Below are 13,284 nucleotides of genomic sequence, written 5' to 3'. Positions count from 1 at the left end.
TCCTCGAAAGTTAGTAATTCCGTTTCGGCTTCAGGAGCTTTCCGGGGTTCAGAATCCCATGGGGATCCAGCGCCTCTTTGATTCTATCCATCAGTTCAATTTCAAGCGGAGCTTTGAACTGATAATTATGCTCGAGCTTGAGCATACCGATTCCGTGCTCCGCTGAAATCGAGCCCTCAAATTCGTTAACCGCAGTGTAAAGGATGTCGCGAATACCTTCCTCGTGGTGGTATGTCGCTTTCGGGTCCTCGGGGCTGACGAAATTAAAGTGCAGGTTTCCGTCTCCTAAATGACCGTAAATAGAGAGGCCGAGCCAGGGATAGGCTTCAAGGAGTCTTTGGCTTGTGATTTCAATGAATCCGGGAATCTTCGAAATCGGAAGACTGATATCGCTGTGAATGCTGCCGCCCGCGGTTCTGTCGGCAAGCGGAATCGATTCTCTGACGTGCCAGAAGACTTTAGAGTCGCCGATGGAGTTTGCGATCGCCGCATCCGAAATCAGTTCGCTCTCGAACGCGCTTTCCAGAATCGGCATCAGAACGCTCTCCTCGCCTTTCTGCTCGAGAGAAAGCTCTATCAGCACTTTCCATTTTGATTCGGAAAGCTGTGGCACTTCGATATCAGGAAGGTACTTGACCACGCGCTCGATCGGCGCGCTGCTGATAAGTTCAAACGCGGTCAGCGAGGATCCGGCGCTTGCCTTGGCTTTAGCGAGCAGTTCAACCGCTTTTTCGGGAGAATCCAGACACACAAAGGCCGTTTCCTTTTCTTTGGGAATCGGAAACAGCTTCAAGACAACCTGCGTGATAATGCCGAGCGTGCCTTCGCTGCCCACAAATAAATCCTTGAGATCGTAGCCGGTATTGTCTTTACGCAGTCTTCTCAAGCCGTTGTAGATTCTGCCGTCGGCAAGAACCGCCTCGACGCCAAGAATCAGATCTCGTGTTGTGCCGTATCGGAGCACCGCGACGCCGCCCGCGTTGCAGGCCGCGCAGCCGCCGATGGTGGCGTTGCCTTCAGCGGCAAAGGAAAGCGGGAAAAATCGTCCGATGTTCTCTGCCGCTTCGTGCACTTCGGCGAGTGTCATACCCGCCTCTACGGTCATTGTGTCGGAGCTCGGATCGCTGTGCGTCACTTTTTTCATGCGCGTCATGGAAAGTATGATCTGCTTATCCGCTTCGCTCGTGATCGCGCCGCCCGTTAAGCTGGTATTGCCGCCCTGGGTCACGATTGGAAGGTCTAATTCCGCGCATATTTTGACGATCTCGGAGACTTCCTGAGTGCTGCCCGGACGAATAACCGCCAGGGGTTTGCAGACATAATGATCGGTAAAGTCATCTGAGTACGGACCAAAAAGCGACGGGTCATCGATAACATTGTTTGCGCCGACAACGGCTTCAAATCTTGCCTTGATAGCTGACTGCATATTGTTCTTTGATATTAGATTCAATTTTTGGGACTGAGCCCCAACCTTCTGTCGGCGTGTCGGTCGAATCAAAATAACACCCGGCGGCCAGCCGACGGCTTCAAAAATTCTAACATTTTTGACTTTTAATCTTTCTGCTCTGAAGCAGGATAACCGCACGCTTTCAGAAGATTAGACGGTAGAATCCGTTCATCTTAAAAAAACAGAATACAAAATCTTATGCAGTCTCTTTGGATGCTTGTGGCGGCGGTCTTTTTTTCGCTCTATGCCGTTTTCGTTAAATTCGCAGGACTTGAAGGCCTGGGTTCATGGGAGATCCTTCTTTTCAGATCCGCGTTTTGCGTCGTCGTTTTCTACAGCGTCATGAAATACACGGGTATTACCGTGACAACGCACCACCCTTGGCAGCATATTATTCGATCGCTTGCGGGAACAGTTGCGATTCTCTGCGGCATTTTTTCCGTTTCGCACCTCAATATCGGCTTGGCGATGACGCTTAACTACACCGCGCCTTTATTTATCGGCTGCTTTGTGCTTGTCTACGCGGCGCGAAATAAGATTCCGGTCAACTGGAAGCTGCTCAGCATGGTGCTTCTTGGATTTTCGGGTGTTGTGGTGCTTCTCAGCCCGACGATTTCTCCGTCAGAATATTTTTCGGCCGCTGTCGGTATTGGAGCCGGATTTTTTACCGCGGTGGCGACGAGTTTTGTAAAACGCCTGGGCGTTCTTCAGGAGCCGGAATCCCGCATTATTTTCTATTTGGTTTTTACCGGTTTTATCTGCGGTCTGGCCGGTACGCTTTTTACCGGCGGATTTCATGAATGGACCTCGACAGCGGCCTGTATGGTCGCAGGGCTCTGCATCTGCTCTGCTATGGGACAGTTCTGTCTGACTCGCGCCTTTTCAAGAGGCAATCTCGTGCTTTCGAGTTCGCTTCAGTACACCGTGATTCTCTTTTCCACAATCTTCGGAGAGGTGATTTTTAACGAGCCGATTCATCTGACGGCTGTTATCGGAATGCTGATGATCGTTGCGGCCGGTTTGTGCGCAAGCTACTTTGTTCGAGCGGAGATCCGCGAGAGAAGAAAGGCCTCTAAATAGGTTAAAAGCTCAGTATAACTACTTATAATATGTCGGTTAGTTGCAATTGATAAGGATTAAAAAATGAAAGCTTCAATTGTCAAAGGCGACGTTCTTGACCTCGCCTGCGGCGCATTAATCGTCGGTGTATTTAAAGACAGTCTGACACCGTCCGCTCAGGCGCTCGATAAAGCGAGCGGCGGCTTAGTGTCCAAATGGATGGAAAGCGGCGACATTCACGGCTGTGTCGGCAAGTGTGCCGAATTCTTTGGCTTCCCCGGCGCTAAGGCCGAGCGTGTGATTTTTGTCGGCCTGGGCAAAAAGGGCAAAGCTCGTGAGCTGCCGAGAATTCTGAAGCTCGGTCTGGAAAAAGCATATTTGGGCAAAGAAGTCGTCATTACCTGCTTGGAATGGCTTCCTGACGAAATCCCCGAGTGGATCGCTCAAACCGCCGGCCGTATTGCCTGCAATGTATTCGATCGTCCGAGAAACTACAAAACCAAAGACATCGATTGGAAGAAACCCAAGAAAATTGAACTCTTTGTTCCGGACGGCAACGAAGATATCGAAACCGCTTTCCTTGAAGGCTTTACCGTCGGCGAAGGCGTTCGCAGAACCAAAGAATACGGCGATATGCCCGCCAACATCTGCACACCGAAGTTCATGGCTCAGGAATGCATGCAGCTCGGTGAAGAATTCGGTCTTGATGTTTCGGTCTATGACGAAAAAGCGCTGGAAAAGCTCGGTATGGGATGCCTTCTGGGTGTTGCCCGCGGCTCTCATCAGCCTGCCCGCATGGTCATCATGGAATACCACGGCGGCAAAAAAGGCGAAGCTCCAGTCGCTTTGATCGGCAAGGGCCTGACGTTTGACTCCGGCGGTATCTCGCTTAAACCCGGCAAAGGTATGGACGAAATGAAGTACGACATGTGCGGCGCAGCCTCCATGATCGGTGCGATCACGACCGCCGCAGAGCTGAAACTCAAGGTCAATATCGTTGCCGCGCTCGGCTTTACGGAAAATATGCCGGGCAGCGCCGCGACAAAACCGGGCGACATCCTCAAGAGCTACAGCGGTAAGACCGTCGAAATTCTGAATACGGACGCCGAAGGCCGCTTGGTGCTCTGTGACCTGCTCTCTTTTGTCAAAGACAAGTTCAAACCGAAGTGCATGGTTGACGCCGCGACCCTGACGGGCGCCTGCATTATCGCGCTCGGCAACGACATCTCCGGTCTCTTCGCCAACGACGAAGAAATGGCTGTGTCCATGCTGATGGCCGGCGACGCAAGTCTTGATCCCTGCTGGAGACTGCCTTTGGACATCAGCTTCACCAAGTCGCTCAGAAGCAACTTCGCGGATCTCGCAAACATTAGCGACGGCCGCGGCGCGGGCTCCTCTACAGCAGCCGCGTTCCTTGAAGAATTCGTCGGCGATACGCCCTGGGCTCACCTGGATATCGCGGGCACTGCTTGGAAGAGCGGCAAGGAAAAGGGTGCCACAGGCCGCCCGGTTCCTTTGCTGATCAGCTTCCTTAAGGACCTCGATATCGAATAATCGAGGTTTAAAATGTCGGGACGGTTAACAGCCGTCCCTTCTTTTTTATACAAACGGATAATTAAATGGATCGATTTGAATGCGACTACGCCGAAGGCGCTCATCCCAAGATTATGGAAGCGCTGATGAAAACCAATTTCGAACAGTCTCCCGGATACTGCACGGACAGCCACTGTGCATTGGCCCGTAAGCTGATTCAGGAAGCTTGTTCCGACGAAGAAGCGCATGTGTATTTTGTGGCCGGCGGCACTCAGGCCAACGTTTGTGTGATTTCTGCCCTGCTTCGCTCTTTCCAGGGCTGCGTCTGTGTGGAAAGCGGACATATCAACGTCCACGAAGCCGGCGCGGTTGAAGCGACCGGTCATAAAGTTCTTGCGCTCAAAGGAGAAGACGGCAAACTGCAGGCCGAGACGCTCGATAGCTATCTGACTTCCTTCTGGGCCGATCCGAACACAGAACACATGGTTCAGCCGGGCATGGTTTACATTTCTTCTCCGACAGAAATCGGTACGGTTTACAGCAAGTCGGAACTCGAAGCCCTTTACCGTGTCTGTCAGAAATTTGCGATTCCGCTTTATCTGGACGGCGCCCGCATGTCTTACGGTCTGAACGCTGAAGGAAGCGACTTAACGCTCAAAGACATCGATCAGCTGACCGACGTGTTCTACATTGGCGGCACCAAAGTCGGCGCGCTTTTTGGTGAAGCGATTGTCTTTACCCGCGGAAACGGTTTGGACAGAAATTTCAGAACTGTTATTAAGCAGCACTGCGCGATGACAGCCAAGGGCAGACTGCTCGGTGTCCAGTTCGAAACCTTGTTTACCGGCGGTCTCTATAACGAAATCGGCGCGCATGCGGTAAAAGCCGCGATGCGTATTCGTGACGCGCTGAAGGCTAAAGGGTGCCGTGCTCTTGCGGATTCTCCCACTAATCAGCAGTTCTGGTACCTGCCTCGCGCTTACAGAGATGCCCTTCTTCCCGATTTCGCGTTTGAATGCGAAGGAGATGTCGGTCAGGAGGAGTTTCTGGTTCGTTTCTGCACGAGCTGGGCGACGACCGACAAAAGTGTTGATCGTCTGATTAAAGCGATTGAAGCGCTCTAATCTTTTAAATACGGCTCCACGTGCCGAGTCAGATGGGCCTTGAAACGGCGGAAATCTTCCTCAATCTGCGGATTTTTGTAAACGTCTAAAGAACAGAATGTAGGAAGTTTGCCGAGACCAAGGCCCATATATTCAAACTGTTTATGCCAGGGCCAAAGCAGCGCGTCCGCCCCAAGGCCCGAGAAAAATTCTTTCGGCTGCGTCAAGGCTCTTAAAGAGGCGTTCCAAGTGGTGCTCAGCATGTAGCGTTTTCCGCCGAGCGGTCCTCCTGAGCCGTAAAGACGCTCCGGGTGTTCTCGGCTTCTTCCGTCGCTGCCGCAGACAACGGGCTGCGTCATTACTTCGTCAACATATTTTTTTACGCGCCACGGCATCCCCATCGCCCATATAGGCGACTGCAGAAGAATGATATCCGCGTCCAGGATTTTTCGGCATTCCGCATCAATATCGCTGTACTCAGCCATAAGCGTCACTTCGACGCGAGCGCCCTCTTCGCTTAGAAGTGTTTTTGCCAAGTCGCAGAAACTTTGAGTTAAAGTGCCGCCGTGACCGAAATGCTTACAGGTGCCGTTCAGAATTAAAACGTTTTTCATGATTTTCTCCTTTGCATGAAATCCTATCGAAGAGCGCCTCAAAATCTTAATTCTTATTTTTTATCAATCTGATAACCCGCGGGCATAAGCGGCGCGGCAGATTATTTCCGAAAGCAAAAAAATACCCGCCCCGGAATCGTGTCATCCGGAGCGGGCTGCTCAATCAAACGAAATTATTCGTTGTCTTTCGTGCCGGTTAAAAGCGGCATGGAAGAAGTGTTGGATCCGATAAGACCCGCTTTGGAGTAAACAGACAGCTTGTTGCGTGTGTCGACGATGTCGAGGTTGCGCATAGTGAGCTGGCCGATACGGTCGGAAGCGGTGAACATCGAGTCGCCCTTCTCCATTGTGAGACGTTCCGGTTCGTATGTGAGGTTCGGCGAACGGGTGTCAAGGATGGAGTAGTCATTGCCGCGGCGCAGTTCAAGATCGACTTCGCCGGTGACGGCTCTGGCAACCCAGCGCTGAGCGGTTTCGCGAAGCATGATGGCCTGCGGGTCAAACCAGCGGCCCTGGTAAAGCAGACGGCCGAGTCTGAGACCGTTGATGCGCCACTGCTCAATCGTGTCTTCGTTGTGAATACCGGTCACAAGACGATCAAACGCGATGTGAAGAAGCGCCATTCCCGGGGCTTCATAGATGCCGCGGCTCTTTGCTTCAATAATACGGTTTTCAATCTGATCGCTCATGCCCAGACCGTGACGTCCGCCAATGCGGTTGGCTTCAAGCATGAGTTCAACCTTGTCATCAAACACTTTGCCGTTGAGCGCGACAGGGATGCCCTCTTCAAAGCGAACGGTCACTTTTTCGGGTTTGATGTCGCAGTCTTCACGCCAGAAAGGAACACCCATGATCGGGTCAACAATCTTGACGCTGCTGTCCAGATGTTCAAGATCCTTGGCTTCGTGTGTCGCGCCGAGCATGTTGGAGTCGGTCGAATAAGCTTTTTCCTTGCTCATCTTGTAGCCGAAGCCGTTGTCGGCAAGGAACTGGCTCATTTCTGCTCTGCCGCCGAGCTCGCTGATGAACTGAACGTCAAGCCAGGGCTTGTAGATCTTGAGCTCCGGATTGGCGATCAGACCGTAGCGGTAGAAGCGCTCAATGTCGTTTCCTTTGTAGGTGGAGCCGTCACCCCAGATGTTGACGCCGTCTTCTCTCATCGCGTTCACAAGCATTGTGCCGGTAACAGCGCGTCCGAGCGGTGTGGTGTTGTAGTAAGTCACGCCGCCGGTGGAAATGTGAAACGCGTTGCTCTGAATCGCAGCAATGCCTTCGGCAACGAGCTGCTCTCTGCAGTCCACGAGACGTGCGATAGAAGCGCCGAATTCCATGGCTCGGCGCGGAATTGCCTCATAATCATCCTCGTCGGGCTGACCGAGGTTGGCTGTGTAGGCGCACGGGAAAGCGCCCTTCTTTTTCATCCAAAGTAATGCAGAACTGGTATCAAGGCCGCCTGAGAAGGCGATGCCGACTTTCTCTCCCACCGGAAGAGATTTCAGGATGGTTTCCATGTCGTTTATCTCTCTATATATTGAGGCTGTTAAGTTAGCAATCGAGGATGCGGGACAAGTGACCGCAAATCTTCAACGAAGCATTATGACAAAACCCATACGGGGTTTACGCAACTTTGCACAGATTTTTTCTTCGCTTGGGGATTTTCATAATTTGAATATTCCCAATTGTGCGGGATTGCGCTAGCATGAAGAGAACATCAATAACCAAGGAGATTCACGCAAATGTGGGATTTACTGCTTAAAAACGCTCATGTCGTCGACCCTCTCAACCATGTCAATGAAGTCTGCGACGTCGCGATCGAAAACGGAAAAATCGCTGAGGTCGGTAAAGACCTTCAGGGCAAAGCCGAAGAAGTGATTGATTTCACAGGTCTTGTGCTTCAGCCCGGCATCATTGACTCACACGTGCATCTCGGCCGTATGTGGGGCTCGCCTTACGGTCCCAAGATGCTGGCGATGAACGGCGTGACGACAGCCCTTGATATGGCCGGTCCGCTCGAAGACGTGCTCGACAGCGTTCCCGAATACGGCGTCGGTATTAATATGGCGATCCTGCAGTTTGCTTCGCCTCCCTTCACATTCAAGACCAACGCGCCGAGCAAAGAAGAAATGGAAACTCTGATCGACAAGTCGCTCAAAGACGGAGCCCTTGGCGTGAAGCTGCTCGGCGGCCATTATCCGCTGAAGCCCGATGTTTCTTCCCTGCTCGTCAGAACCGCGCTCGAAAAACGCGCTTATGTGGCTTGGCACGCGGGCACAAGTGAACACGGCTCCAATATTGAGGGCATGATCGAAGCGGTCGCTATGGCTGACGGCTATCCCCTGCACCTTGCTCATATCAACGCTTACTGCCGCGGCGCGATTAAACCCTGCATGGAAGAAACCGCCATCGCGATCGATCTTCTGAAGAAAAATCCCAATATCTTCTGCGAAAGCTATGTTTCTCCGAAGAACGGCACGCGTCTCACCTGTGACGCCGAAGGCAAGATCCAGTCCAAGGTGACCGGCAACTGCCTGCGCCACTTCGGATTTAGCGAAGACAGAGACGGCGTCCGCAAGGCGCTGCTCGCGGGTAAAGCCTTCGTGGTGTTCGATGCGGGCGGATACTCCGATCTGATGACCGGTGAAAAAGCGCTCAAGATGTGGGAAGAAGCCGACTCCGATGTCGGCGGAAGCTTCAATATCAATCCTCCGCTGCCGCGCATTGAACTCGCACAGGCCAGACGCGATGATGGCTCCTTCGTCGTTGACGCGATCTCCACCGACGGCGGCTGCATCCCGAGAAACGTGATCCTGAGTCAGGGTCTCTCGCTCGTGAAACTCGACATTCTTACACTGCCGGAATTCGCGCAGAAGACTTCTCTGAACCCGGCCCGTATGCTTCGTCTTGAAAACAAGGGTCACCTCTCCGTCGGAGCCGACGCCGATATCACCGTCTACGATTACGCCACCCAGAAACCCATGGCGTCCTTCATTGAAGGCCGCAAGATTCTCTGGAACGGCGAACTCGTCTCCAAGGGCGCGACCGTCATCTGTACCAAACACGGTAAGGAAGCGATCGAGAAACGCGGCATGAAGGCGATCGTTGTTGATCCGGGCAAACAGATTGAAAGAATCCCTGCCCTTTAATTAACGATATGAAATCAAGCGGCCTCCTTCGGGAGGCCGTTTGCCGTTATTCGCTTTTAATCGGAATCGTTTTGCGTCCGGGCTTTTCCGGAGCTTCTCTAAAAACAGCCGCAATGTGCCGGAAAGAGAGAATCGGATGCCGAAGCATTAATCTCGGTCCGGAATACGCCATGATGACTTTGGCTTTCGTTTTAAAGTCTTTCCCGAAACAGTGAATTTTGCACTTCTTGCAGACGGGCTTTTTGTCGCCGTACGGACAGCAGGCAAGACGCTTGCGCGCATATTCGAAAAACGCCTGACACTCCTCGCAGAGCTCAGAATCCGTGCTGTGATGCGCATGACAGTAAATTTCGGTCATCAGCCGAATTGTCTTAACCTCATCGGCAATATATTTGTTCTGAAGCTGCTTTAAACGTTTTTCACTGAGATCAAGACTCATTTTCAATACCTCCGCCTTTCATTCTAACAACCAAGTGAAAGTCCTAGTCAGACTTACAATTAAAATAAGACTAACGATCAGCAGACAACTAGCCTAAAAACAAAAATGAAGACTAATAATTCTTCCGGTTATACCGCCTCACATTGGGGCATTTTTAAGCCTGTTTTAAATAAAGACGGCCGTATAGAAAAACTCGAGGCGTATAAGGAAGACCACAGACCTAGTCCGAACCTGAATAAAATTACAGAGCTCCCCTACTGCGACAAACGCATCCGCTATCCGATGGTGCGTGAAAGTTATTTCCGTGAAGGCCCCGCTTCCAGAGAGAAACGAGGCTCTGATCGATGGGTTCGCGTCAGCTGGAATGACGCGCTGAGTCTTGTCGCCAAAGAAATGCGGCGTATCTATGATCACTACGGACCGAGCGCGATGTTCGGCCGATCCTACGGATGGATGTCCTGCGGCGAGGTCAATTCTGCGGTGACGCTCAACAGAAGACTTCTTAGGCTCTGCGGCGGTTTTGTCGAATGCGTCAACAGCTATTCCACCGCCGCCATCGCGCCCGTGCTTTCGTGCGTTTTCGGGGATTCCGATCCCCGCTGTTCCGATTGGGACGATATTCTCAACAATAGTCGGCGCGTTGTCTTATGGGGCTGCGACCCGCTGATTACAAATGATGTTGATTGGAGTACCACGCTTCATAACAGCTATCCTAAGTTTGAAGCGCTTAAAGCCTCCGGCATCAAAACCATCGTGGTGAATCCGCTTCGGACTCAGACCGGCGCTTATCTCGAAAGTGAATGGATCGCGCCCTTCCCGGGCACCGACTGCGCTTTGATGCTTGCGATGATTCATACACTGCACCAGAGCGGCCGGCTCGATACGGATTTCATTGAGCGCTGCACCGAGGGATTCAAGCCTTTTATGGCTTATGTGCTCGGCGAAAAAGACGGTGTCGTCAAATCCGCCGAATGGGCCGAAGCTAAGTGCGGCGTTTCTGCTCAAAGGATTCGAGAACTCGCACATGAACTTCGCGACAATCGAACCATGATCATGATGGGCTGGGGACCGCAACGCGCTCAGTTCGGAGAACAGCCGCCCCGAATGGCCGCAGCGCTTGCCTGCGCGCTCGGACATATCGGACTTCCGGGCGGAGGTTTCGGTACTCATTATCATTACTGCAGCGGCGGAAGCCTCTCCGGTATCGGCCCCTCCGTCAGAGGAATCGGTTCAAACGTCAAACCGGTTCTTCCGTATAAACACGACGGGGCCGGAACTCTTGTGATCCCCGTCGCGCGCTTTGCCGAGTGTTTCCTGAACCCCGGAGAAAGCTTTTACTACATGGATAAAAAGCGCACATATCCGGAGATTCGTATGGTTATGTGGGCGGGCGGCAATCCGTTCTCGCATCAGCCGCAGACCAATCGTCTTGCCAAAGCCTGGAAAAAACCGGAAACGGTCGTTGTGACGGACTGCTTCTGGACGCCTACGGCACTTAACGCCGATATCGTTCTTCCGGCATGCACCTTCTTTGAAAGAAACGATATCACAGGCGTCGGAACCTACACCAACGACGGCATCGTCTATATGAAAAAGGCGATCGAGCCGATGTATGAATCCAAGAGCGACTATGAGATCTATTCCCTGCTCGCCGCGAAGATGGGATGCGCCGATTCCTTTACCTGCGGACGCAGCGAAGAGGACTGGATTCGCGTGATTTATCAGGAAGCCGCTTACAGCAGGAGAGGTTTCGGCGTCACGCTTCCGGACTACGAAACCTTTAAGGCCGAAGGCGTTATCCTTTTTGATAAAAAGAAGAACGAAAAGCCTTATATCGCTTTTGAGGATTTCCGCAATGATCCTCAGGCTTATCCGCTCCCAACCCGGAGCGGCAAAATTGAGATCACGAATGAGGAGATTCAGGACTGTCATTACACTGATTGTCCTTCTTATCCGGTTTATCTTGAGCAGACGGAATTTGTGCGTGCGGAAGATAAAAAATATCCCTTTGCGCTCGTCAGCGCTAAAAGTGCGCATCGGCTGCACAGCCAGCTCGGCGGCTTAACTAAAGAGGGAGAAGCCGAGCCCGTCATGGTAAACGAAGAAAACGCGCGCGAAAAAGGCATTGTTTCGGGCGATACGGTTATCGTCAAAAATGACAGAGGCGCAATCCTTGCTAAAGCGCTCGTCACGGCCGATATCCGCAAAGATGTGATCTGCGTGCGGCACGGCGCCTGGTACGAACCCAAAGAAATCGACGGCAGATCGATTGATGTCGGGGGCTGCTCCAATACGCTGACGCCTGATATTCCGACGTCGCGATTTACCTGCGGCAATGTCGCTTCCTGCGGTTTGGCTGACGTTGAGAAGTATGTTCAGGCAGAACAGAAGGCTCAGAAAGAGCCGCTTTAAGACAATCGCGAATATTCGGTCACACACCGTGAGCCCTAAGAGGAGTAGTCTTTAGGCATATATCAAAAACACCATACAGCTAAGGAGCTCTCGGCTATGAGTACCGGAAGCGAATCTATCAATATGCTGAACGGATCGATATGGGACAAGATGATTGTCTTTGCGATTCCGCTTGCGCTCACGGGTGTCCTTCAGCAGCTTTACAACATGGCTGACGTTGCGGTCCTCGGGCACTTCGTATCCAACGAGGCGATGGCGGCTGTTGGGAACAATGTTCCGGTCAACGGCCTCATTATCAGCTTCTGTATGGGCTTGGCGCTGGGCACTAATGTGGTCGTTGCCCGATGTCTCGGTATGAACGACACAATTCGGGCTTCTAAAGCCGTTCACACCTCTATTTTTATCGCGCTCGTATTTGGTCTTGTCGCCATGATCGCGGGGCTTGTCTTGTGCGATCAGATCATGAGCTGGATGGACGTACCCGAAAGTGTTGTTCATCATGCGTCCGTTTATCTTCGGGTGTACTTGCTCGGTATGCCTTTTATCGCGCTCTATAATTTTCTAGCAGCGATCTATCGGAGCAGCGGCGACACCAAAACGCCGCTTTGGGCTTTGTGCGCGGGTACGTTGTTCAATGTGCTCGGCAACTTATTTTTTGTTCTGGTTCTGGATTGGTCTATCGGCGGTGTGGCTTTAGCCACGGCACTCGCCAATGTGCTCGCCTCCTCTATTCTGTTTTTTAAACTGATGAGAAGCGACGGACCTCTGCATATTGAGCTTCACAGAATTTTTAAACCGGACGGTCAATCTGCCCGAATGATTGTCCGAATCGGCTGGCCGGCCGGTCTGCAGAGCTCCGTTTTTTCTCTTTCGAATTTAATTATCCAAAGCGCGATCAACAGCTTGGGGCCGGAAGTCATGGCGGCTTCTGTCGCGGCCTTCACGATTGAAATTAATGTCTACGGCTTTGTGAACGCGTTCGGTTTGGCGGCGACAACCTTTATCAGCCAAAACTACGGCGCCGGAAACGTCGATCGCTGCAAACGAATCACTTGGATCTCCATGGGGCTGAACATCGGTTTTACGCTGGTGCTCTCTACCTTGATCCTTGTGTTCGGACACACGCTGCTCGGTGTCTTTACCCAGAGCGAAGACATTATCGCGCTCGGTATGATTCGTCTGTGGTGGGTGGTCGTCCCGGAGCCGCTGAACGCCGTTATGGAGGTGTTCTCGGACGCGATGCGCGGTTACGGCTATTCGCTTGCGCCCGCAATTATTACCGTAATTGTCATTTGCTCTGTCCGAGTGATTTGGGTGTATACCGCTTTTGCCATGAAGCCGACCTACGAAGTGCTGATGATGGTGTACCCGCTCAGCTGGCTGATCACATCGATCGGACTGGGAATTTTGTATTTCTGGTTTGAGAAGAATCGTCTGCCAAAGTTAAAAGCCGAATAATCTCATTTAACCGCCAAAAACCCTCGCTGAAACGAAAAATCACGCGGGTTTACTCTTTTAGCGCGGAAAAAAGTGA

The 13,284-nt window shown here is 52.1% G+C and carries 10 protein-coding genes; 6 read left to right on the top strand and 4 right to left on the bottom strand.

All coding sequences use genetic code 11. From position 1 onward, the window contains the following. Positions 1-10: 10 nt before the first annotated feature. Complete coding sequence (locus NFR90_RS08160) at positions 11-1,426, bottom strand: FAD-binding oxidoreductase (RefSeq protein WP_251452177.1); 1,416 nt, start codon at positions 1,424-1,426, stop codon at positions 11-13. Positions 1,427-1,645: 219 nt separating this feature from the next. Here NFR90_RS08160 and NFR90_RS08155 point away from each other — a divergent pair, with 219 nt between their 5' ends. The 3 genes from NFR90_RS08155 (at position 1,646) to NFR90_RS08145 (ending at position 5,163) form a co-directional block, all read left to right on the top strand. Beyond that, the gene (locus NFR90_RS08155) at positions 1,646-2,527 is read left to right on the top strand and encodes a DMT family transporter (protein WP_251452176.1); all 882 of its coding nucleotides are present in this window, start codon (positions 1,646-1,648) and stop codon (positions 2,525-2,527) included. Between the two features lie 63 nt (positions 2,528-2,590). Next, entirely contained in the window at positions 2,591-4,060 is a 1,470-nt protein-coding gene (locus NFR90_RS08150) for a leucyl aminopeptidase (protein ID WP_251452174.1), read from the top strand. A gap of 65 nt (positions 4,061-4,125) precedes the next feature. Further along, entirely contained in the window at positions 4,126-5,163 is a 1,038-nt protein-coding gene (locus NFR90_RS08145; RefSeq protein ID WP_251452172.1) for a threonine aldolase family protein, read from the top strand. Here the strand turns inward: NFR90_RS08145 and NFR90_RS08140 are convergent. Together NFR90_RS08140 and argG are read right to left on the bottom strand one after the other, a co-directional pair. Then, on the bottom strand, positions 5,160-5,756 hold the full coding sequence (locus NFR90_RS08140; RefSeq protein ID WP_251452170.1) for an NAD(P)H-dependent oxidoreductase: 597 nt from the start codon (positions 5,754-5,756) through the stop codon (positions 5,160-5,162). The two genes, NFR90_RS08145 and NFR90_RS08140, sit on opposite strands and share 4 nt — an antisense overlap. 173 nt (positions 5,757-5,929) lie before the next feature. Then, a complete protein-coding gene (argG, locus tag NFR90_RS08135; RefSeq protein ID WP_160334525.1) occupies positions 5,930-7,267 on the bottom strand; it encodes an argininosuccinate synthase in 1,338 nt (445 codons plus the stop codon). A gap of 225 nt (positions 7,268-7,492) precedes the next feature. Between argG and NFR90_RS08130 the strand changes: the two genes are divergently transcribed. Further along, positions 7,493-8,899: an amidohydrolase family protein gene (locus tag NFR90_RS08130; protein ID WP_251452168.1), complete on the top strand. Its 1,407-nt coding sequence runs from the start codon at positions 7,493-7,495 to the stop codon at positions 8,897-8,899. Between the two features lie 46 nt (positions 8,900-8,945). On the opposite strand, the gene NFR90_RS08125 is transcribed toward NFR90_RS08130, so the two are convergent. Further along, positions 8,946-9,338: a nitrous oxide-stimulated promoter family protein gene (locus NFR90_RS08125; RefSeq protein ID WP_251452166.1), complete on the bottom strand. Its 393-nt coding sequence runs from the start codon at positions 9,336-9,338 to the stop codon at positions 8,946-8,948. Positions 9,339-9,443: 105 nt separating this feature from the next. Between NFR90_RS08125 and NFR90_RS08120 the strand changes: the two genes are divergently transcribed. Beyond that, the gene (locus NFR90_RS08120) at positions 9,444-11,750 is read left to right on the top strand and encodes a molybdopterin-dependent oxidoreductase (RefSeq protein ID WP_251452164.1); all 2,307 of its coding nucleotides are present in this window, start codon (positions 9,444-9,446) and stop codon (positions 11,748-11,750) included. Positions 11,751-11,846: 96 nt separating this feature from the next. Next, positions 11,847-13,208, top strand: coding sequence for an MATE family efflux transporter (locus NFR90_RS08115; protein ID WP_251452162.1), 1,362 nt, complete (start codon positions 11,847-11,849; stop codon positions 13,206-13,208). Positions 13,209-13,284: the final 76 nt, after the last annotated feature.

Source organism: Parasutterella muris, assembly GCF_943193095.1.
GTDB lineage: Bacteria > Pseudomonadota > Gammaproteobacteria > Burkholderiales > Burkholderiaceae_F > Parasutterella > Parasutterella muris.
This window is presented reverse-complemented; position numbering and strand designations above follow the sequence as displayed.